The organism is Microbacterium sp. Clip185 (genome assembly GCF_028743715.1).
Lineage (GTDB): Bacteria > Actinomycetota > Actinomycetes > Actinomycetales > Microbacteriaceae > Microbacterium.
Genome location: NZ_CP117996.1, coordinates 1,821,165 through 1,842,298 on the forward strand (window position 1 = coordinate 1,821,165; position 21,134 = coordinate 1,842,298).

Below are 21,134 nucleotides of genomic sequence, written 5' to 3' on the forward strand. Positions count from 1 at the left end.
CCGTCAGTTCTTTCCCAGCGCCGCGCGTTCGTCGGCGTCCAGCCGGCGCTCGATCGCGCCCGCGAGTCCCGGATGCCGCAGCAACGCGGGGTCGTCGGCCAGGATCACCTCGCCGTCGCTGCGCGCACGCGCGATGAGGTCGGCGTCCGTGACCACGCGCAGCATCCGCAGCGAAGAGCGCGCTCCCGACTGCGCAGCGCCGAGGACGTTGCCCTCGCCGCGCAACTGGAGGTCGACCTCGGCGAGCTCGAAGCCGTCGAGCGTCGCCGCGACCGCTTCGACACGGGTTCGAGCCGATGTGCGCGGTGGTGCGTCCGTGACGAGCAGGCACAGCCCCGGCACGGAACCTCGCCCGACACGACCGCGGAGCTGGTGCAGCTGCGAGACGCCGAACCGATCCGCGTCGAGGATGATCATGGTCGACGCGTTCGGCACATCGACACCGACCTCGACGACCGTGGTCGCCACGAGCACGTCGATGTCGCCGGCGGCGAAGGCGCGCATGACCGCATCCTTCTCTTCGGAGGGAAGCTTGCCGTGCAGTAGGGCGATGCGCTTGTCGGCGAACCGGGGATGCTCGGCGAGAAGCCCGACGACCTGCACGACGCCCCACCGTGGACGAGCGGCACCCGCGTCGTCGGGGAGATCGTCGATCGTGGTCGACGGCTCTTGCCCGGCTTCGGCGATGGCGGTCTCAGGCTCGACGTCGATCGCCGGGCACACCACGAAGACCTGATAGCCCTTCTCGACTTCCTCCGCGGCGCGCATCCAGACACGTTCGAACCAGGCGGGCTTCTCCCCCACCGGCGCGACGAACGATTCGATGCCGGCCCGGCCTGCAGGCATCGTGCGGATCGTGGAGACGTCGAGGTCGCCGAACACCGTCATCGCCACGGTGCGCGGGATCGGCGTCGCCGTGAGCACGAGCGCGTGCGGGCTCGTGCCCTTGGCACGGAGCGTCTCGCGCTGCTCGACGCCGAAGCGGTGCTGCTCGTCCACTACGACCAGGGCGAGGTCGGCGAAGGTCGTCTTGTCGCTGAGCAGCGCGTGCGTGCCGACCACGATGAGCGCCTGCCCGGCAGCGACCCGCAGCGCCGCCTTGCGCCGTTCAGCGGCGCCCATCTGCCCGGTGAGCAGTGTCGGCATGAGTTCGGGGGCGAGGGCCGGACCGAGCATCTTCGTGAGCGAGCGCAGATGCTGCGCGGCAAGCACCTCCGTCGGGGCGATCAGTGCCGACTGCCCGCCGCTCTGCGCCACCTGGAGCATGGCCCGTAGCGCGACGAGAGTCTTACCCGAGCCCACCTCTCCCTGCACCAGACGGTTCATGGGCCACGGACCCACGAGGTCGGCGGCGATCGCCTCGCCGACCGAGACCTGGTCGGGTGTGCGGGCGAACGGCAGCGCCGCGTCGAAACGCTCCAGCAGCGAGCCCGCAGGCCGCGGCTCGGCCGACAGCGCGCGCACGAGTTGGCGCTGCTGCAGCAGGGCGGTCTGCAGGACGAGCGCCTCCTGCCAACGCAGAGTGTGCACCGCCTGGTCGATGACGTCGTCGAAGTCCGGCCGATGCACGCGCTCGAGGGCCTCGCGGAAGCCCAACAGGCCCTCCCGAGCGCGGATGTCGTCGGGGATCGGATCGTCCAGTGGCGCGAGCAGATCGAGCGTGTGGGAGATCAGCTCACCGATCTTCCAGCTGGAGAGGGACGCGGTTGCGGGGTAGATCGGGATGGGTTGGGAGGCGTACGCCTGCGCGTTCATCAACGCCACGCTCTCGTCTTCGAAGAGCTGGTAGTCCGGATGCGCGAGCTGCATCTGGCGGCGATACTCGCCCACCTTGCCCGAGAAGGTGCCGCGCCGGCCGACCTTGAGCTGATCTTGACGCCACGGCTGGTTGAAGAAGGTGAGCACGAGATCACCCCGGCCGTCGGTGATGACCACCTCGAGGATCGAGCCGCGCCGGTTCTTCATCTTCCGATCGGTGACGCTCTTGACCTGCGCGACGATCGTGACCTGCTCGTCGACCGTCAACGAGTCGATGGGGGTCAGCTCGCCGTGCTTCGCGTAGCGACGGGGGTAATGCGTGAGCAGATCGCTCACCGTCCGCATCCCGAAGGCCCGCTGCAGGGTCGTCGCGGCTTTGCCTCCGATCACGCCGTCGAGGCGGGAGTCGAGGGTGACGGACATGAGCCGATTCTACGGCGGGCCTCCCCCACGCCCCGTCGGTAGGGTGAGGGGGTGACGCGCATCATCGCCGGAGCCGCCGGCGGACTCCGACTCGACGTGCCGGCCAGCGGTACGCGGCCCACGAGCGACCGCGTGCGCGAGTCGCTCTTCGCCGCGCTCGAGTCCCAGGACTTCCTCACCGGCGCCCGCGTGCTGGACCTGTATGCGGGTTCGGGTGCGCTCGGGCTCGAGGCGCTGAGCCGCGGTGCAGCGCACGTCGATCTCGTCGAGCACAACCCGAAGGCGGCCACCGTCTTGCGGCGCAACGCCGAGGTCATCGCCCGCGCGACAGGCGCGACGGCGCGGGCGCACCGCAGCACCGTCAACACCTTCCTGCGTCAGGGAACGCCCGCGTACGACCTCGTGTTCCTCGACCCGCCCTACGACGTCGCCGACGAGGAGCTCGCCGAGGCGCTCGCACTGCTGCGGCCTCTACTCAGCGATGACGCTCTCGTGGTGGTCGAGCGGGCGAAGCGGTCCGCGGAACCCGAGTGGGAGCAGGCAGACCTGGAGCAGGTGCGCGAGCGTCGTCACGGCGATACGGCGCTCTGGTGGGCTCAGCCGCGACCGGCGTCCCAGTCCGCGTAGGGATCCCATCCCCCGCGGTCGGCCGGACTCGCACCGTCCACGGTGACCGGGTGCTCGCCGCGCGGGAGCACGGTGCCGATGCGACGAAAGCCCTCGGGCAGGTCGAGATGCGCGGCGAAGGATGCCAGGAGCGCGTGGTCCTCGCCGCCGCTCAGGGCGGTCTCCGCATCCGGACCGAGGGCTTGCGTGTCGAGGGCGATCGTGACCCCCGACGCGTCCGCGAGGCGCGTCGCGTCCAGCACCAGGCCGTCGGAGACATCCATCATGGCGTGCGCCCCGGCCGCCGCCGCCCGCGGGCCCAGGGCGATCGGCGGATGCGGGCGCAGCTGCGCCGCGATGTCCTTGCGCTCCGCATCCGTCAGCGCCTGTACGTCGACCGGGACCGGGCGGCCCTCGGCATCGCGGAAGCGTGTGAACAGGAGACGCAGGCCGCGCGCAGCACCGCCCAGCTCACCGGCGATGGCGACCGTGTCGCCCTCACGCGCTGCGGAGCGGAGCACGGCGGGACCGTCGAGCTCACCCAGCGCGGTGACCGCGACGGTGAGCGTGTCGGAGACCGTCAGGTCGCCGCCTTCCACGGCGCACCCGGGCGCGAGCTCGTCGCACGCTGCGCGCAGACCGTCCGCCACGGCCTCGACGAAGCCGATCGTCGTGTCGTCGGGCATCGCGAGGGCCACAAGCAGCGCCGTCGGGCGAGCGCCCATCGCGGCGACGTCCGCGAGGTTCACGGCGGCGGCCTTCCAGCCGAGGTCGAATCCACCGGTCCACGCGAGCCGGAAGTCCGGACCGTGCACGAGGGTGTCCACGGTCGCCACGATCTGCCCGGCGGGGGCCAGCACCGCCGCGTCGTCACCAGGACCGATGACCGCCGAGCCTGTCCCGACGCGTGCCAGGATGCGCCGCAGGATCTCGCGCTCGCTGAGCTCTGCCACGGTCGTCTCGGTGCCCTCATCCACCCCGCCACGCTACCTTCCGCGGCGCTGACGCGAGACGGATGCGGCCGCGGCCGGGGTTAGCCTGGAGGGGTGATCCGCCCCCGACTCGGCCGCCTGGCAGCCGTCGCCCTCGTGCTGCTCGCGCTGACCGGCTGCAGCAGCACGGTCGCGCTCGAACCCGCCCCGGCCGCGAACGACCCGCGCTGCGCGGACATCACGGCGTATCTGCCACAGAACGTGGCTGGTCAGGACCGTCGGTGGACGGATGCGCAGGCGACGGGGGCGTGGGGCGACCCCGCCGCCGTGATCCTGACCTGCGGCGTCACGTCCCCGGGACCTTCGACCCTCGTCTGCCAGACGGTGTCCGGCGTGGACTGGCTCGTCGACGACAGCGACGCGCCCCGGTACCGCCTCACGAGTTTCGGACGCACACCCGCCGTGGAGATCTATCTGGACAACGACGTGGTGTCCAGCGTCGACGTGCTCGACAGTCTCTCGTCGCTGGTTGCGAAACTGCCCAAGGACGGGGAGTGCACCGCACGCCCCGGCACCTCGTAGGCGTCAGCGCCGCGCGAGCGCCGTCTCGATGAGCTCCGACAGCAGCTCCGAGTAGCTGAGACCCGACGCGATCCAGCACTTCGGGAACATCGAGATCGGAGTGAACCCGGGCATGGTGTTCAGCTCGTTCACGATCGGACCGTCCGCGGTGAGGAAGAAGTCGACCCGCGCGAGACCGCGGCCGTCGACGGCGGCGAACGCACGCAGGGCCAGGTCGCGGACCGCGTCGATCTCGGCGTCGGTCATGGCTGCGGGGCACACCACATCCACGCCGTCACCGCCGAGGTACTTGCCCTCGAAGTCGTAGAACTCTCGCGAACTCAACACGATCTCGCCCGGGAGCGAGGCGCGCACGACGCCGTCGCGTCCCTCGAGCACGCCGACCTCGACCTCGCGGCCGACGATGCCCTGCTCGACGAGCACCTTGTCGTCCTCGTCGAAGGCGATCCGCAGCGCCGCGTCGAGCTCGTCGGCCGAGTGCACCTTCGACACGCCCACACTCGAGCCCGCCCGAGCGGGTTTGACGAACAAGGGAAGCTCGAGGTGAGCGAGGCGCGGGCGCACCGCATCCGTGTCCTCGCTCCAGTCGGCACGGCGCAGCGTCACTCCAGGCGAGACCGGGATGCCGTCCGCCTGCAGCGCGACCTTCATGAAGTGCTTGTCCATGCACAGCGCCGAGTCGATCACTCCGCCGCCCGCGTAGGCCAGCTCGAGTGTGTCGAAGAAGCCCTGGATGGTGCCGTCCTCACCGTGCGAACCGTGCAGGATCGGCAGAACCGCGTCGACCGCACCCAGCTCGCGCACGGTGCCGTCCGCGTCGCGGACGCGCAGCACGCGGTCCCCCGCGGCCTCGGGCCAGATGATGCGCGTGCCGTTGTCGATCACGGCCGGCAGGCGATCGGCGACGAGGGCGAATTTGTCCGGATCGTCGTCCTCGAGCACGAATGCGCCCTCGCGGGTGAGGCCGACCGGGATCACCCGGTAGCGCTCGCGGTCAAGCGAGCCCAGAACCCCGCCCGCCGTGGCGGAGCTGATCGAATGCTCGCTGGAGCGACCGCCAAAGAGCACCACCACTACCGGTTTGTCCATTCTGGGTCCTCTCCCCCTGCGGGGTGTCGTCGTCGGTCGTCAGGTGGGGAGCGATCTCGCGCGGATTCATCGTGCCGTCCAGCACGCGCTTGACCTGCTCCACGATCGGCATCTGCACCCCGCTCGCCTTGGCCAGCTGGAGGATGGGGGCGACGGATGCGAGCCCCTCGGCGGTCTGCTGCATCTGCGCCACGACGTCCTGGAACTTGTACCCCTGCCCCAGCAGCCTGCCGGCAGTGTTGTTCCGGCTGAGCGGGGATTGGCAGGTGGCGATCAGGTCGCCGAGGCCGGCTAGCCCCTGCAGGGTCTCGGGCTGGGCACCCTGAGCGACCGCGAAGTCGGTCATCTCCACGAGACCGCGCGTGATGATCGATGCCTTCGTGTTCTCGCCGTAGCCGACTCCGTCGACGATGCCGATCGCCACCGCGATCAGGTTCTTCAGCACACCGCCGAACTCGGTGCCGATCACATCCGTGTTGACGAAGGAGCGGAAGTAGCGGTTGCGCGCTGCACGAGCGACGATCTCCGCTGTCTCGGGGCTGATCGAGGAGATGACCGCGGCTGTTGGCTGCTCCTGTGCGATCTCGAGCGCGAGGTTCGGTCCGGATGCGACCGCGATGCGCGCCGGATCGCATCCGAGCGCCTGCTCGATGACCTGGCTCATCCGCAGCCCGGTTCGCTTCTCGACGCCCTTCATGAGCGACACGACGGGCACCGAGCTGCCCTCGAGCAGCGGTCGGACGCCCGCAAGGTTCTCGCGCAGCGACTGGCTCGGGATCGACAGGTAGACCTGGTCGGCGCCCTCGAGCGCCTCCGCGAGGTGCGAGGTCGCGGTCATCGTGCGGGGCAGATTGATGCCGGGCAGATACTTCGTGTTGCGCTTGCCGGTGTGGATCTCGTTCGCGAGCTCCGGGCGGCGCGCCCACATGACGACGTTCGCACCACCGTCCGCGAGGATCTTGCCGAACGTGGTGCCCCAGCTGCCCGCGCCGAGCACGGCGACACGGGTGACGGGGGTCGTGGCGCGCCTACTCAAGACGGCCCGTCTCACTCTGCCCGTGCGCACCGGGCTCCCAGCGCCCCGCAGGCGCGGGCTCGCCACGGAGATCCGACAGGAGCTCTGCGATCTCGTCCATGACGCGCGCGGTCAGCTCCGCCTGCGCGGCGGGATGGGCGGCGCGGTCACGGTACTCCGCCAGCGCGATGGGCTGGCCCACCCGCACGCGGATGCGCTTGCGCAGCGGCCACAGACTGAGCTTGCCGTAGCGGGGCATGATCTGCTGCGCACCCCATTGCGCCATCGGGATGAGGGGGATGTCGCCGGCCAGCGCCAGCCGCGCCGCCCCCGTCTTTCCGCGCATCGGCCAGAGGTCGGGGTCGCGGGTGAGCGTCCCTTCGGGGTACACGATGACGCCCGCGCGACGCTCCGCCAGGTGACGCGCCGTGTCGAGCGCCTGCTTCGCGGCCGCTGCGCTCGAGGCCCGCGCCACCGGGATCATGCCCGTCGCGCGCAGCGCCCAGCCGAGCACGGGAACCCGGAAGAGACTCTCTTTGGCCATGAACCTCGGGGCGCGACCCATGCGCCACACGGCCACCGCCACGAGCAGCGGGTCGATTTCGCTGTGGTGGTTGGGGGCGAGCACGAACGGGCCCTCTTCGGGTAGGTTCTCCTCGCCTTCGATCTCGATCTTGGCCATCAGGCCGACGAAGGGGACGACGATCGCGCCGAGCAGCCAGAAGACGCTCGGCCGTGTCTTCTCCGTCGACGCGCGCCGCCGACGGGGCGTGGGCGCCGCCATCAGCCGATAACGTCGAAGTCGGCGCCGAGCGCGGTCAGCTTCGCGAGGAAGTCCGCGTATCCGCGGCGGATGATCCCGATGTTGCGCACGGTCGAGGTACCCTCTGCGGCCAGTGCAGCGATGACGTGGCTGTATCCGCCGCGGAGGTCAGGAACCGTGATGTCGGCGCCGTGCAGCGGAGTGGGTCCGGTGATGACCGCGGCCTGCTCGAGCGAGCGGCGCGGCACACGGCGCGGCCCCTCCTGGAGCCCGTGCGGGTAGACCGTGATGTCGGCCCCCATCTTGACGAGTGCCTGCGTGAAGCCGAAGCGGTTCTCATACACCGTCTCGTGCACGACGGAGCGTCCGGTCGCCTGCGTCAGCGCGACGATCAGCGGCTGCTGCCAGTCGGTCATGAAGCCGGGGTGCACGTCGGTCTCGACCGTGACGGGCTGAAGTGCCTCGCCGCGGGCGAACAGGATGCCGTCCTCGCGCACCTCGAAGTGTGCACCGATCTTGCGGAGCACGTTGAGGAAGGTGAGCATCTCCTGCTGGCGGGCACCGGCGACGAAGATCTCGCCGTCCGTGGCGATGGCGGCACTCGCCCAGCTGGCGGCCTCGTTGCGGTCGAAGATCGATCGGTGGTCATAGCCGTTGAGCTTCGGGACGCCCTCGATCAGGATGACGCGGTTCGGCTCGTAGGAGATGATCGCGCCCATCTTCTGAAGCAGCGCGATGAGATCCATGATCTCGGGTTCGATCGCCGCATTGCGCAGCTCGGTGATGCCCTGCGCGCGCACGGCCGTCAGCAGCACCTGCTCGGTGGCTCCGACGCTCGGGTAAGGCAGGTGGATGTTGGCGCCGTGCAGACCCCGCGGCGCCGACAGGCGGATGCCGCTGGGCAGCTTCTCGACGATCGCGCCGAACTTGCGCAGCGCGTCGAGGTGGAAGTCGATCGGACGGTCACCGATGCGGCACCCGCCGAGGTCGGGGATGAACGCCTGTCCGAGGCGGTGCAGCAGCGGCCCGCAGAACAGGATCGGGATGCGGGATGCACCCGCGTGCGCGTCGATCTCCTCCATGTGGGCGCTCTCGACGTCACGCGGGTCGAGGACGAGCGAACCGGGCTCGTCTCCCTCCGCGACACGCACGCCGTGCACCTCGAGCAGCGATCGCACCACGGCGACGTCGCTGATCATCGGCACGTCGCGCAGGAGGCTCGGGCTCTCTCCAAGAAGGGCCGCGACCATCGCCTTGGTGACGAGGTTCTTCGCCCCCTTGACCTCGACGGTGCCCCGCAGGGGCCGTCCGCCGCGGATCTCGAGGATCTCCGCTTCCTCCGCGAGCGGGCTGGAGGAGTCGGTCGTCTGCCCGAGAAGTGTCATGTGCGGTACCTCACTGTGCGGGAAGGGGCGGGAGTGTCCGCGGCTTCCAGGATTCGCGTCGCGCTTCGTAGGCGGCGATCTTGTCTTCGTTGCGGAGTGTGAGCCCGATGTCGTCGAGGCCCTCCAGCAACCGCCATCTAGTGTAATCGTCGATCTCGAACGGGACTCGGAGCTCGCCCGCCACGACCTCGCGCGCCGTCAGGTCGACGGTCATCTCGATGCCGGGCTGCGCGTCGATCGCCGCCCAGAGCGCCTCGATGTCGGCCTCGGTGACGACGCCGGTCACGAGACCCTGCTTGCCCGCGTTGCCGCGGAAGATGTCGGCGAACTTGGGGCTCAGCACGACCTTGAATCCGTAGTCGCGCAGCGCCCACACCGCGTGCTCGCGGCTCGAGCCGGTGCCGAAGTCGGGCCCGGCGACGAGGATCGAGCTCTGCGCGAACGCGGGCTGGTTCAGGACGAAGTCGGGATCCTGGCGCCAGTTGGCGAACAGGGCGTCCTCGAAGCCCGTCTTGGTGACCCTCTTGAGGTACACGGCCGGAATGATCTGGTCCGTGTCGACGGCTGAGCGCTTGAGCGCGGCGGCGACACCGGTGTGGACGCTGAACTTCTCCATGTCAGACCCCCGCTCCGACGATCGCCGGCTCTTCGACGGGATCGAGATCTCCCGGGCTCGACAGCGTTCCGCGCACCGCGGTCGCGGCGGCGACCAGCGGCGACACCAGATGGGTGCGTCCGCCCTTGCCCTGCCGACCCTCGAAGTTGCGGTTCGAGGTGGACGCGCACCGCTCGCCGGGGGCGAGCTGGTCGGGGTTCATGCCCAGACACATCGAGCAGCCGGCGAAGCGCCACTCGGCGCCGAACTCCTCGAAGATGCGGTGCAGGCCCTCGGCCTCCGCTTCCAACCGCACGCGGGCGGAGCCCGGCACGACCATGACGCGCACGCCCTCGGCCTTCTTGCGGCCCTTCACGATCGACGCGAAGGCGCGCAGGTCCTCGATGCGGCTGTTGGTGCACGAACCCATGAACACCGCATCCACGGGGACGTCCTTCAGCTTCGTGCCCGGCACGAGATCCATGTACTCCAGCGCCCGCTCGGCCGCGACGCGCTCGTTCGGGTCGGCGATCTCGGAGGGGGTCGGCACGACGTCGTTCAGCGACACGCCCTGGCCGGGGTTCGTGCCCCAGGTCACGAACGGCTCGAGCTCGTTCGCGTCGAGGAAGACCTCGGCGTCGTACACCGCGCCCTCGTCGCTCGGGAGCGTGCGCCAGTAGGCGACCGCATCCTCCCAGTCCTGACCTTTGGGAGCGTGCGGACGCCCCTTGAGGTAGGCGAACGTGGTCTCGTCGGGGGCGACCATCCCAGCGCGTGCCCCCGCCTCGATCGACATGTTGCACATCGTCATGCGTCCCTCCATCGAGAGGGCGCGGATCGCGCTGCCACGGAACTCGAGCACATATCCCTGCCCGCCGTTCGTGCCGATCTTCGCGATGACGGCGAGGATGATGTCCTTCGCGGTGACGCCGGGACGGAGCGTCCCCTCGACCGTGATGGCCATCGTCTTGAAGGGCTTCAATGGCAGGGTCTGCGTCGCCATGACGTGCTCGACCTCGCTCGTTCCGATACCGAAGGCCATGGCCCCGAAGGCGCCGTGCGTGGAGGTGTGCGAGTCGCCGCAGACGACCGTGATGCCGGGCATCGTGAGACCCAGCTGCGGACCGACGACGTGGACGATGCCCTGCTCGGCGTCGCCCAGCGAGTGGATGCGCACGCCGAACTCGGCCGCGTTGCGGCGCAGCGTCTCGATTTGCAGGCGGCTGGTCGGGTCGGCGATCGGCTTGTCGATCGCGAGCGTCGGGGTGTTGTGGTCTTCGGTCGCGATCGTCAGGTCGAGACGGCGCAGGCCCCGACCTTCGGCGCGGAGACCGTCGAAGGCCTGCGGGCTGGTGACCTCGTGCACGAGATGCAGGTCGATGTAGATGAGGTCGGGCTGGCCGTCCTCACCCTTGACCACCAGGTGGTTGTCCCAGACCTTCTCGGCCAGGGTGCGCGGCGCGGACGCCGCGGAGTGATCGGGATTGCTCATGCTGTCGTTCTCCTGAGATGACGGTGGATCAAGCCCGCAACGAACTCCGCGACGAGGGAGGCCTGGGTCTAGGACTCGTCGCGGCTGCGAAGGAGAAGGCGAGCGATCCGCACCCGCACAGGCTACCACCGCCCTCCGGCGGCGCGGCCCACCAGCAGCCGGCGCGCAGGTGACGTTGTGTGTCGGCGCACTCGCCCGCGAGCGGTCGGCGCTTTTAGGCTGCTGCGACCCGAGACGGCAGGACCCTCATGACCGAACCCACCCACGGATTCGCCACACGACAGGTGCACAGCGGCACCGACTGGACGGATGCGGCATCGCGCACCGTCCCGGTCTACATGACCGCCGGCTTCCGCTTCGACGACTTCGATCACGCGGCTGCCCACTTCGCGACGGGCGACGGCTACGGCTACACGCGCACAGGTAATCCGACCGTCGACGCCCTGGAGCGTCGCCTCGCAGAGCTCGAGGGCGGCGCCGGCGCAGTGTTCGTAGGCAGCGGCCAAGCCGCCGTCTCCGTCGCACTGCTGTCGCTGCTCTCGGCGGGCGACCATCTGGTCAGTTCCACCCACATCTACGAGGGAACGCGCGGGCTCGTGAACGACTTGCTCTCCCGGTTCGGGGTGACGGTCACCTATGTCGACGACATCGCGGACCCGCACGCGTGGCAGGACGCGATCCGTCCCGAGACCCGTGCCCTGTTCGCCGAGTCCATCGGCAATGCGCGCAACGATCTGCTGGACGTGCCCGCCATCGCCGCCGTGGCGGACGGCCTCGGCATCCCGCTCGTCGTCGACAACACGTTCGCGACCCCCTACCTCGTGCGACCGATCGAGCTGGGTGCGGCGGTCGTCGTCCACTCGGCGAGCAAGTTCCTGGCCGGCCACGGTGCGGCCCTCGGCGGCGTGATCGTCGACGACGGCCGCTTCGACGCCGCTCGTTCGGGTGCGCTGTTCCCCCAGCTGGTGAATGCGCGCCACGATGGCGCGCCGAGCGTGTGGGAACGCCACGGCGCCCGCGCACGTCTGGCCTATGTGCGAGAGTCCGTCGCCCCGCGGCTGGGCCCCACGCCCTCGCCGTTCAACGCCTTCCTCGTTTCGCAGGGCATCGAGACGCTGCACCTTCGCGTGCGAGAGCAGTCGGCGAATGCGGCACGGATCGCGGCGTGGCTCGAGAGCCGCGACGAGGTGGCGTCGGTCGACTACGTGGGACTGGCCAGCCATCCGCACCATGCCCTGGCGGAGCGTCTTCTCCCCCGCGGCGCCGGCTCGGTCTTCACGTTCACCCTTCACGGTGGTCAGCAAGCGGCCCGTGCCTTCGTCGAGGCCGTGGAGGTCGTGACCCACATGACCCATCTCGGCGATGTCCGTACGCTCGTGCTGCATCCGGCGACGACGAGCCATGCTCAGCACAGTGACGACGCGCGTGCGGCGCTCGGAGTGCATCCGGGAACGCTGCGTCTGTCGGTCGGCATCGAGGATGCCGACGACCTGATCGCCGATCTCGAGCGCGCCCTCAAGGCCGCATCCCTCGCGGCATCCTCCCGCACGATCGAGGTCATCGGGTGAGTCGTCTTCAGCACTTCGGCTGGTTCCTGGCGCGCGGTTTCGGCCCGCACGGCTGGGGCTTGCCGAGCCTGGACTGGGACTACGACTGGACCTCCCCTCACCTCTACCAGGATTCCGCGCGCGCCCTCGAACAGGCCGGCTTCGATCTGCTCATCATCGAGGATGCGCCCTCGCTCGGCTCTGCGGAGACCATCGACCTGCGGGTGCGACACGCGTTCGGTGGCCCCAAGCACGATCCGTTCGTCCTCGCGCCGTATCTGTTCGCGGCGACACAGCACCTCGGCGTCGTCCCCACCGTCAACCCTGCGGCGTACCTCCCCTACACGGCCGCGCGCCAGTTCGCGTCGCTGCAGCACCTGAGCGGCCACCGGTTGGGCCTGAACGTGGTGACCGACACCGGCAGCGCCCGTCACTTCGGCACCGACGCACCGCTCGGACACGATGCGGCCTACGACCGTGCGGAGGAGTGGCTGGACGGCATCCGCTCGCTGTGGCGCAGCTGGGACGAGGGGGCGCTGGTGCTCGACCGTGCCGATGATCGTTACGCGGACGGCGCCCGGATGCGGGCGGTGCGCCATCGCGGCGAACACTTCGGCTTCGACGGCCCGCTGAACGCGCTGCCGTTCACCGACGGTGAACCCGCGATCGTGTCACCGGGCGGGTCGGAGCGCGGTCTGGCTTTCGCCGGAGCGCATTCCGACGTGCAGCTGGCGCTCGCCCCTCTCGATGAGGCGAGTGTGCGCGCCTATCGGGAGAGTATTCACCGCGCCGCACGCGAACGCGGCCGCCGCCCGTCGGACGTGAAGGTGCTGTTCGCGATCCAGCCCGTGCTCGTCTCTTCCCCCGAGGAGGCGGACCGGCTCGTGACCGCATCCCGCACGCCCGACGAGTCCGCACTGCGCGCGATCGCCCGTCGCCAGTCCTCGGATCTGGAGACGGATCTCACCGCGCTCGATCTCGACCGGCCGTTGCCGGACGGGCTCTTCGCCCCGCACGTGTCGCACGGCAGCATCCGTCGGCTCGTCGGCGACCACGATGCGCGCGAGACGCCCCTGCGGCAGATCCTGGCCGCGCACGCACGCCTCGGTCGCATCTCTGACGGCTCGGGCTGGGTGGGAACCGCGGGCGAGCTCGCGGACCGCATCGAGCAGCTCGGCGACTGGGGCAACGACGGCGTGCTGCTGTGGGGCGATCTGCATCCGGTCACCGTGCACCGCATGCTCGACGAGCTCGTGCCGATCCTCCGCCGTCGCGGCATCCTGCGCCGTGAGTACGACGGCGCCGGCCTCGGTGCCAATCTGCGCGCGTTCTGAGCGAACCGCTCAGCTCTCGTCGACGGATGCGGCCTCGCGCCGCGCCGCCACGACACTCGCGACGGTCGCGGTCGCCATGGCGACCACGATGACGATGAGCGAGACCCAGGCGGAGATGTCGGGCGCCCACTCCACGCCGTGACCGCCGTTGATGAAGGGCAGCTCGTTCTCGTGCAGGGCGTGCAGGAAGAGCTTCACTCCGATGAAGGCGAGGATGAACGCGATCCCGTAGTGGAGGTAGCGCAGGCGATCGAGCAGACCGCCCAGCAGGAAGTAGAGCTGACGCAGGCCCATGAGGGCGAAGATGTTCGCGGTGAAGACGATGAACGCGCTCTGCGTGATGCCGAAGATCGCCGGGATCGAGTCGATCGCGAAGACGAGGTCGGTGAAACCGATCGCCACGAACACGAGCAGCATCGGAGTGAAGACCTTCTTGCCGTCGACCACCGTGCGCAGCTTCGATCCGTCGTACTCGTCGCGGATCTGGATGAAGCGGCGCAGCATGCGCACGACCGCGTTCTCGCGCTGCTCGCCGTGCTCATCGTCGCCGGGGAAGGCCTGTCGCCAGGCTGTCCACACGAGGAACAGCCCGAACACGTAGAAGATCCACGAGAGGTTCTCGATCAGGACGGCACCGAACGCGATGAAGATGCCCCGCAGCACGAGCGCGATGATGATGCCCACCATCAGCACCTCCTGCTGGTACTTGCGCGGCACGGCGAACTGCGCCATCAGCAGGACGAAAACGAAGAGGTTGTCGACCGAGAGGCTGTACTCGGTCAACCATCCGGCCACGAACTGGCCCGCCGCATCGCCGCTGCCCGACACCCACAACAGGATGAGGGCGAACACGAGCGCGAGCGACACGTAGAAGACGACCCACAGCGTGGCCTCCCGCGCGGAGGGGATGTGGGGTCGGCGAAGGATGAGGAGAAGGTCGGCGGCCAGGATCAGAACGAGCACGATGAGCGCGACGACCTGGAACCACACCGGGATCTCGAAGCCCATGAGAGCCTTTCGGAATCGGCGGACGCCACAGTTTATGCGGATCTGAGACGATCGGGCGGACGGGGACACCTGAGGGTGAGAGAAGACGACGGCGCATCCGACGCCGAGGGATTGGGGCACGATGACCAGCGATGGGGAGCTGATCGCCCGCGCGTCGCACGGAGATCACGAGGCCTTTCGCGCGTTGTACCGCGGCAACATCGACGCGGTCTACCGCATCGCGGCGATCCTGTTGCCGACGACCGCGGACGCCGAGGATGCGGCGCAGGAGACGTTCGTGACCGCCTGGCGCAAGCTCCGCGGGTTCCAGCTGGAGGGGGCCTCCGCTCTGCCGTGGCTCGCCACGATCTGTCGCCTGGTGTGCGCGAACCGCCTTCGTGCGCTGCGCCGCGAACGCGAGCACGTCGGCGCGACGCTCGACGAGCGGACGCCGTCGCCGATCGACGTGGAACAGGCGGTCATCGACGCCGAGCTCGCTGATCGCGTCGCCCGCGAGGTGGCGCGACTCGACGATCTCGACCGCGAGCTCTTCGTCCTGTGCGCCGCCCGCGGCTACGCCTACGAGGCCGCGGCCACCGAACTGGGCCTCACCCATGGAGCCGTCCGCAACCGTCTCTCCCGCATCCGCAGCCGCCTGCGCGGCACCGTCCAGGAGGGGAACGCATCATGACGATCGAAGACCGGGATCAGCGGCAGGAGTTCTCCTTGCCGGAAGGTCCGACCGCTCAGCAGGTCGACCGGATCGAGCGAGGCATCGATCGCGACCTCGAGCTCGACCGGACGCGCCGACGGGCGCGCCGTCGCGGCGGCTGGGCGGTCGCCGCCGCCGGTGTCGCGGTCGTCGCGCTCGCGGCGCTCGTCTCTCCCGTCGTCCTCGGCGACCGCGGGGCCGAGCTGAGCAACCCGGTGTCGCTCTCGGGGACACCCGTGACCGGGCAGCCCGAGCCCGGTCCGTTCGTCGTCGAAGGCGCTGCCGGCGGTGCCGCCGACAGCAGGTCAGGAACGCTCGATGCAGGGCGCGAGGTGTCCGCGTCGGGGTGGCTGCAGATGACGGTCGACGACCCGAAGGACGCTCAGCAGCAGATCACCGCGATCGCGACGGGCGCGCAGGGGTATGTCTCCTCGTCGAACGTGGCGGAGTCGCCGACCGCAACGGATGCGGTGTACCCCGCGCCGGCACAGAGTTCCATCACGGTGCGCGTTCCCGCGGAACGCCTGCAAGACGTGATCGACCAGGTCAGCGCCTTGGGAACCGTGTCGACATCAGCCGTGGACCGCGTCGACGTGACCGACCAGGGGGTCGATTTGCGCGCACGGATCGCCGCGCAGGAGACCTCCGTGGCGCGCCTCACCGAACTGCTGGCGCAGTCGGGGTCCGTCTCGGACCTCATCGCCGCCGAGTCCGCGCTCGCCGACCGTCAGGCCGCGCTGGAGGCGGACCGACAGCAGCTGAAGATGCTGGAGGACCAGGTCGCGATGTCGACCCTGACCGTCAACCTCGCTCCGCGGGACGCAGCGCCGCAGGCCGATCCTGCCGGCTTCGGCGACGGGATCGCCGCCGGGTGGGCGGGGCTTGTCGCGACCGTGAACGGGATCGTCATCGGATTCGGTTTTCTTTTGCCGTGGCTCGCCGTACTCGCCGTCGCCGGCGTCGTCGTCTGGGCCGTGCGGCGTGTGATTCGTCGCCGGCGCGCGCGCCGAGCACAGGCCGTTACGTCGGCCCCGCGGCAGTCGACGGACCCGCCTGAGACCGACTGAGCATCTCTATCACGCAGCGCTGCTCACCGCGCGCCCCCGGGGGCATGCTGCCCGATGAGGCATGCTGGTGACTGTGGTGATCGACGGCGTCGAGGTTCCCGAGGACGGCTCGGAGGGAATCGATCATGTGGCGACGCTGCTGACCGCGATCGCCGGGGGCGATCAGAACGCCTTCGCGCAGTTGTACGACATGCTGTCGCCGCGCGTCTTCGGCCTGATCCGGCGCGTCCTCGTCGACCCCTCGCAGAGCGAGGAGGTGCTGCAGGAGGTCTTTCTCGAGATCTGGCAATCCGCTTCGCGCTTCGCTCCGAACAAGGGGCAAGGAAGGTCGTGGGTTCTCACCATCGCGCACCGCCGAGCCGTCGACCGCGTGCGGGCGTCGCAGGCCAGCGCTGATCGTGATGCACGCATCGGCCTTCGCGATCTCGACGTGGCATATGACGGCGTCGCCGAGACGGTGGAACTGAAGATCGAGGGCGGGCGCGTCGCCGAGGCGCTCGCCGGGCTACCCGAAGCGCAGCGCGAGACGATCGTCCTCGCCTACTACGGCGGTTACTCTCAGACCGAGATCGCCGCGCTCGTCGGAGCGCCGTTGGGAACCGTGAAGACGCGCATGCGTGATGGACTGAGCAGATTGCGAACCAGGATGGGGGTGCAGTGATGGAACAGGAAGAATTCCGCGACCTCGCGGCCGGCCATGCCCTGAATGCGCTTTCTGCCGAAGATGAGATGCGCTTCCAGGAGCTCCTCGCAGCCCATCCCGCCTGGAGCACGATCGTAGCCACCGAACTCGACACCGCGTCGGCTCTTGCCGACGGCGCAGGCGACGTGGTACCCCGCCCGCAGGTTCGCGAGGCGCTTCTCGCGAGGATCGCTTCCGTCCCCCAGGACGCTCCCCTCGCCGTCGCATCCCCTGCCCCTGAAGCGGCGCCCGCGCGGCGGCGTTCGCGCTCACGGATGTGGTTCGCGCTCGCCGCGTCCCTCGCCTTCATCCTCGCCCTCGGCATCGGCGGCCTTTCGCTCGGACGTCTGATGACTCCCGAGGACGGTGCCCAGGTCGCACTGGAGCAGATCCAGGATGCGCCCGACGCCCAGTCGGCGAGCGTCACCCTCGACGATGGCGCGTCCGCGACGGCGCACTGGTCGGCATCCACGGGACGGGCTGTGCTGGTCACGGACGGCATGCCGACGCTCGAAGACGACAAGACGTTCGAGATGTGGTTCATCCGCGACGGCGCCCCGCTTCCGGCCGGCACCTTCTCGGCCGACGACGCCGTCTCCGAGCTCGACGGCACGTTCCAGCCCGGTGACGTGATCGCTGTCACCGTGGAGGCCGCGGGCGGCTCGCCCAGCGGTCTGCCCACGACGGACGCGATGTTCGCCATCACGACCTGAGATATTTCCTCCCATCCGATCGAGCGTCGGCTTCGGATGACGTGTGTGCGGCCGGAAGGTCGCAGACGGAAAACAAGGAGAGATATCGATGCGTACGAACACGAAGAACCGTCTGGCAATCATCACCGCTGCGGGAGCGGGCGCTGCAGCGATCGCTGTCGCCGGGTTCGCGCTGCCGGCTTCGGCCGACGAGCCCCGTGGGGGTGACTGGTCCACCTTCACCACGACGCTGAGCGCCCCTATCGAAGCCGCGCAGACCTGGCTGACGAGCGCGATCGAGGCCGGCAGCGCCTCGGTGTCCCCCGATACATCGGTCGCCCCTGACACCTCTGTCGGCGATGTGAGCGTGATCCAGGGCCCCATCGTGGGTGACGTGCTCTCCGGCAACCAGACGCCGGTCGCGTCGGGCAACGACGTGCAGGCGCCGGTCGCCTCCGGCAACGACGTTCAGGCTCCTGTCGAGGCGCCGGTCGGCTCCGGCAACGACACCGGCATCGAGGCCCCTGTCGCCCCCGAGACGTCGGTCGGCGGATCCGTCGGCGACATCGGCACGCAGGTGGGCGGCCTCGTGGACGGTCTCACCTCCAACCTCGACCTGGGCGGTCTTCTCAACTGACCACCCGCGCACGGGGCGTCGTTCCTTCGGGAGCGGCGCCCCTTTTCTGTGAGCAGCCTGAAAGTCATCCCATCCGTTCTCGAGCTGGCCACGAACAAGTGATGGATGCGGCACACGGTCGCGTCCTCCCTACACCGGAGGTCATCATGAGCTCTTCCCCGAACCGCATCGTCGCCACTGTCTTCGGTGCCGTCTATCTCCTCGTCGGTCTCCTCGGCTTCGCCGTCACCGGAGGCGTCGGCTTCCTCGCGACCGAGGGCGGGCTCCTCCTCGGCATCTTCGCCGTGAACCCGCTGCACAACGTCGCCCACCTGCTCATCGGTGCGGCGCTGCTCGTGGCGGGACTCGCGAACGTCCGCGCGGCGAAGACGGTCAATACCGTGGTGGGCGCCGCCTATCTGCTCCTCGGTGTCGCCGGGTTCTTCCTCGTGGGTACCGCCGCCAACATCCTGGCTCTGAACGTTCCCGACCACTTCCTGCACCTCGGCAGCGCGGTCGTGTTGCTGGCCATCGGCGTCGGCGCGGACCGCGGCGCCCGCATCGCCACGGCATGACCATCCACCAGACGGGCGCGGCCACGGGCTGGCGGGCAGCACTGCTCGCCGGCCCGTGGCCTGCCGCCCTCGCCTGGGGCGCAGCGCTCATCCTCACGGCTCTCGGGGCGGGCGCCGTCGTCCTCCCGGACGCGACGTCGGCGAGCCTGATCATCGGTATCGGCGCCGCGGCTCTCGGGCTCGGCGGCCTCGGATGGGGCGTCGGGGTACTTCGCACCGGTCGCCTTCTCGCCCCTCGTTCCACGACGGCGGGCGCCCTTCTCACGATGCTCGTCGCGACGTCGCTGCTGGTGAGCGAACCTGCGCACACGAGCATCGTGGGCGTCTCGGTCTGTGTCGCCCTCAGCGCGGCGCTCGGCGCGTGCGCCGCAGCCGCAGCCCGCAGCAACACGCCGGCGCAGCATCTGCGGGTCGGTCAGCTGCTCGCCGCTGCCGCGCTCATCGCGGTACTGGTGACGCCGGCCCTCGGCGCCGTGCAGGACGGGGTCCTCCTGCGCGATGACGGCACCGTTCCCGTGGTGCCGCACCACTGAGTCGTCAGCTCGCCTCGTCGTCGGGCAGGTCCTCGAGGAGCTCGGCGAGGATTTCAAGAGCCGCCTGCGTGGTCGCCTCGACGATCTTCTCCGAGTCGTCCCCCTCGAAGAAGAACTCGCGCGCTCCGGCGTGCGGCCCCCGCGCCCAGCCGATGAAGACGGTTCCGGGCGCATGCCCGTCTTGCGGATCGGGCCCGCCGATGCCTGTCGTGGCGACGGCCGCATCCACCTCCAACGCATCGCGGACGCCGGCGGCCATCGTGCGCGCGCACTCGGCCGAGCAGGGGTCGAGGTCGTCGGGAACTCCGAGCACGAGATTCTTCGTCTCGATCGTGTAGGCGACGACTCCCCCGGCGAACCATTCGGATGCGCCCGGGGTCGCCCCGAGGGCCGTGCACACCTGCCCGCCGGTCAGCGACTCCGCCGCCGCCACACGGATGCCCGCATCCGTGGCCCGCTCACCAATCTTCTCGGTCACGTCCACGTCCTGCTCCCCTCGGTCGTGTCGAACGTCGGCACCGTATGCCGCGACCGGATGTGTCCCGAGGGGATTGCGTCCTCGTCGTGCGCGCACTACACACCGCACCGATAGCGCTATGGAATCCGCGCCTCTCGAGACGGGTGGATTGAGGTAATCGTTGGGCAGGGCGACAACATCGCCACCGCACCTACTCGGCGAGCACCCAAGCGCGCCGCAACGGGAGGTCAGCCTTCACGTCCGCAGGCAACGCCTCATAGTTCTCGAAGATTGCCCGCTGAAGGCGTGCGGCGTCCCAAACAGCGATGCGGAACTTCTGCCCGACGAGCTGATGCTCTGCGGGCTTCGTTACACCACCCATCGCGACGAGCAAGCCCTGGTCGGCAGAATTTCGGGTGACCGCGCCATGAAGCTGAGCGACAACCGTGTCGCTGACGGCCTTCGGCTCCGACTTCACCTGCACGACAACACGCGGTGAGTCCATACCAAACAGTCCGCGACCGGCGAGGATGTCCACTCCCCCGTCAGCGCCTGGCGGCGATACCTGAACGACAAAGCCCTCCGCTTCAAGAATCGCGCCGACGAGTTGCGATAGCCGATGCCCGTCGAACCGCTCCCGGATGCGCGCGGTGATGCGGTCAGAGACATAGGCGTCAATGTCGAATCCCGACTCGGTCGCCGCGTCCTCCAGGTCAGCTTCGTCGGCGGACGCTGAGGCTGCACCCCTCTTCGGAACAAAGCCGGACCGCTCACCGGGGTCTTCCGCATCCTCGGAAGCCGCGAGTACGCCGAGGCGGTAGGCCGCGTCGTTGCGCTGCACCTGAACGACAGTGGAAAAGGCACCGATGGAGTAGAGCAGGTCCTTCCCGATGACTGTGCGCGGGATGTCGGTGCGCAGCCACTCCACCGCTCGAGTGTGGTGCACGTTTCCAAGACCCTCTTCGACGTACTGGTAGTCGCCCACGATGCGCCCGATGGCGATGTGCGGAGAGTTCTTCAGCGGGACAACAACGAGATCGCCTGCTTCAATACGCCCTCGGAACGCCCACGCCTGAGCGGCGTAGTTAAACGCGGAGGCTTCTTTCGCGTCAGGCAACGCCTTCACAGCACGTGCCTTCATCTCCTCGCGGCTGGTGACCGGAGTAAGGTCACCGAAAGTGTCGAACCCGATACCGACGAGGTTATCGGCCAAGAACCGCTGGTCGCTCTCCCCGTTACGACCACCACGAACCACCCATGCGCGCGCTTCGGTCACCATGCCTCCTACTGTC

General features: G+C 69.3%; 22 protein-coding genes. 11 read left to right on the forward strand and 11 right to left on the reverse strand.

The window, feature by feature from the left end; genetic code table 11:
- Positions 1-3: 3 nt before the first annotated feature.
- Positions 4-2,181: an ATP-dependent DNA helicase RecG gene (locus tag PQV94_RS08815; RefSeq protein WP_274285498.1), complete on the reverse strand. Its 2,178-nt coding sequence runs from the start codon at positions 2,179-2,181 to the stop codon at positions 4-6.
- A 51-nt stretch (positions 2,182-2,232) separates the two neighbouring features.
- Here PQV94_RS08815 and rsmD point away from each other — a divergent pair, with 51 nt between their 5' ends.
- Complete coding sequence (rsmD, locus tag PQV94_RS08820) at positions 2,233-2,808, forward strand: 16S rRNA (guanine(966)-N(2))-methyltransferase RsmD (RefSeq protein ID WP_274285499.1); 576 nt, start codon at positions 2,233-2,235, stop codon at positions 2,806-2,808.
- Here rsmD and thiL read toward each other — a convergent pair.
- Positions 2,778-3,764 (reverse strand): thiamine-phosphate kinase, encoded by a 987-nt coding sequence (thiL, locus tag PQV94_RS08825; protein ID WP_274285500.1) that lies wholly within the window; start codon positions 3,762-3,764, stop codon positions 2,778-2,780. The genes rsmD and thiL overlap by 31 nt on opposite strands.
- A 69-nt stretch (positions 3,765-3,833) precedes the next feature.
- Here thiL and PQV94_RS08830 point away from each other — a divergent pair, with 69 nt between their 5' ends.
- The gene (locus PQV94_RS08830; RefSeq protein WP_274285501.1) at positions 3,834-4,301 is read left to right on the forward strand and encodes a DUF3515 family protein; all 468 of its coding nucleotides are present in this window, start codon (positions 3,834-3,836) and stop codon (positions 4,299-4,301) included.
- Between the two features lie 3 nt (positions 4,302-4,304).
- Here the strand turns inward: PQV94_RS08830 and PQV94_RS08835 are convergent, their stop codons facing one another.
- Genes PQV94_RS08835 through leuC form a run of 6 tightly spaced genes read right to left on the reverse strand, consistent with a single transcriptional unit; the run spans position 4,305 to position 10,640 of the window.
- Positions 4,305-5,390 carry a D-alanine--D-alanine ligase family protein gene (locus PQV94_RS08835; RefSeq protein WP_274285502.1) on the reverse strand — a complete coding sequence of 362 codons (1,086 nt, stop codon included), beginning with the start codon at positions 5,388-5,390 and terminating at the stop codon, positions 4,305-4,307.
- Entirely contained in the window at positions 5,296-6,426 is a 1,131-nt protein-coding gene (locus PQV94_RS08840) for an NAD(P)H-dependent glycerol-3-phosphate dehydrogenase (protein WP_274285503.1), read from the reverse strand. The genes PQV94_RS08835 and PQV94_RS08840 overlap by 95 nt, the downstream gene beginning before the upstream one ends.
- Positions 6,419-7,189 carry a lysophospholipid acyltransferase family protein gene (locus tag PQV94_RS08845; RefSeq protein ID WP_274285504.1) on the reverse strand — a complete coding sequence of 257 codons (771 nt, stop codon included), beginning with the start codon at positions 7,187-7,189 and terminating at the stop codon, positions 6,419-6,421. Before PQV94_RS08845 ends, PQV94_RS08840 begins: the two co-directional genes overlap by 8 nt.
- Positions 7,189-8,553 (reverse strand): UDP-N-acetylglucosamine 1-carboxyvinyltransferase, encoded by a 1,365-nt coding sequence (gene murA / locus PQV94_RS08850; RefSeq protein WP_274285505.1) that lies wholly within the window; start codon positions 8,551-8,553, stop codon positions 7,189-7,191. Before murA ends, PQV94_RS08845 begins: the two co-directional genes overlap by 1 nt.
- A gap of 10 nt (positions 8,554-8,563) precedes the next feature.
- A complete protein-coding gene (gene leuD, locus PQV94_RS08855) occupies positions 8,564-9,169 on the reverse strand; it encodes a 3-isopropylmalate dehydratase small subunit (protein WP_274285506.1) in 606 nt (201 codons plus the stop codon).
- Position 9,170: 1 nt separating this feature from the next.
- Complete coding sequence (gene leuC, locus PQV94_RS08860) at positions 9,171-10,640, reverse strand: 3-isopropylmalate dehydratase large subunit (protein ID WP_274285507.1); 1,470 nt, start codon at positions 10,638-10,640, stop codon at positions 9,171-9,173.
- A gap of 248 nt (positions 10,641-10,888) precedes the next feature.
- On the opposite strand from leuC, the gene PQV94_RS08865 reads away from it, so the two are divergent.
- Both PQV94_RS08865 and PQV94_RS08870 read left to right on the forward strand, forming a co-directional pair.
- Positions 10,889-12,208: an O-acetylhomoserine aminocarboxypropyltransferase/cysteine synthase family protein gene (locus PQV94_RS08865; protein ID WP_274285508.1), complete on the forward strand. Its 1,320-nt coding sequence runs from the start codon at positions 10,889-10,891 to the stop codon at positions 12,206-12,208.
- Complete coding sequence (locus PQV94_RS08870; protein ID WP_274285509.1) at positions 12,205-13,521, forward strand: LLM class flavin-dependent oxidoreductase; 1,317 nt, start codon at positions 12,205-12,207, stop codon at positions 13,519-13,521. Before PQV94_RS08865 ends, PQV94_RS08870 begins: the two co-directional genes overlap by 4 nt.
- A 9-nt stretch (positions 13,522-13,530) precedes the next feature.
- Here PQV94_RS08870 and PQV94_RS08875 read toward each other — a convergent pair whose 3' ends face one another.
- Positions 13,531-14,529 carry a TerC/Alx family metal homeostasis membrane protein gene (locus tag PQV94_RS08875; protein ID WP_274285510.1) on the reverse strand — a complete coding sequence of 333 codons (999 nt, stop codon included), beginning with the start codon at positions 14,527-14,529 and terminating at the stop codon, positions 13,531-13,533.
- A 121-nt stretch (positions 14,530-14,650) separates the two neighbouring features.
- Here PQV94_RS08875 and PQV94_RS08880 point away from each other — a divergent pair, with 121 nt between their 5' ends.
- The 7 genes from PQV94_RS08880 to PQV94_RS08910 all read left to right on the forward strand — a co-directional run bounded on the left by PQV94_RS08880 (position 14,651) and on the right by PQV94_RS08910 (position 19,385).
- Complete coding sequence (locus PQV94_RS08880) at positions 14,651-15,199, forward strand: RNA polymerase sigma factor (RefSeq protein ID WP_274285511.1); 549 nt, start codon at positions 14,651-14,653, stop codon at positions 15,197-15,199.
- The gene (locus PQV94_RS08885) at positions 15,196-16,287 is read left to right on the forward strand and encodes a DUF4349 domain-containing protein (RefSeq protein ID WP_274285512.1); all 1,092 of its coding nucleotides are present in this window, start codon (positions 15,196-15,198) and stop codon (positions 16,285-16,287) included. The genes PQV94_RS08880 and PQV94_RS08885 overlap by 4 nt, the downstream gene beginning before the upstream one ends.
- A gap of 61 nt (positions 16,288-16,348) precedes the next feature.
- Positions 16,349-16,948: an ECF RNA polymerase sigma factor SigK gene (sigK, locus tag PQV94_RS08890; RefSeq protein WP_274285513.1), complete on the forward strand. Its 600-nt coding sequence runs from the start codon at positions 16,349-16,351 to the stop codon at positions 16,946-16,948.
- A complete protein-coding gene (locus PQV94_RS08895; protein ID WP_274285514.1) occupies positions 16,948-17,682 on the forward strand; it encodes an anti-sigma factor in 735 nt (244 codons plus the stop codon). The genes sigK and PQV94_RS08895 overlap by 1 nt, the downstream gene beginning before the upstream one ends.
- An 88-nt stretch (positions 17,683-17,770) precedes the next feature.
- Positions 17,771-18,298, forward strand: a complete 528-nt coding sequence (locus PQV94_RS08900) for a hypothetical protein (RefSeq protein WP_274285515.1) — start codon at positions 17,771-17,773, stop codon at positions 18,296-18,298.
- 146 nt (positions 18,299-18,444) lie between these two features.
- Positions 18,445-18,852, forward strand: a complete 408-nt coding sequence (locus tag PQV94_RS08905) for a DUF4383 domain-containing protein (RefSeq protein ID WP_274285516.1) — start codon at positions 18,445-18,447, stop codon at positions 18,850-18,852.
- Positions 18,849-19,385, forward strand: coding sequence for a hypothetical protein (locus PQV94_RS08910; RefSeq protein ID WP_274285517.1), 537 nt, complete (start codon positions 18,849-18,851; stop codon positions 19,383-19,385). Before PQV94_RS08905 ends, PQV94_RS08910 begins: the two co-directional genes overlap by 4 nt.
- A 4-nt stretch (positions 19,386-19,389) precedes the next feature.
- On the opposite strand, the gene PQV94_RS08915 is transcribed toward PQV94_RS08910, so the two are convergent.
- Positions 19,390-19,863: a CinA family protein gene (locus PQV94_RS08915; protein ID WP_274285518.1), complete on the reverse strand. Its 474-nt coding sequence runs from the start codon at positions 19,861-19,863 to the stop codon at positions 19,390-19,392.
- Between the two features lie 190 nt (positions 19,864-20,053).
- The gene (locus tag PQV94_RS08920; protein WP_274285519.1) at positions 20,054-21,121 is read right to left on the reverse strand and encodes a restriction endonuclease; all 1,068 of its coding nucleotides are present in this window, start codon (positions 21,119-21,121) and stop codon (positions 20,054-20,056) included.
- Positions 21,122-21,134: the final 13 nt, after the last annotated feature.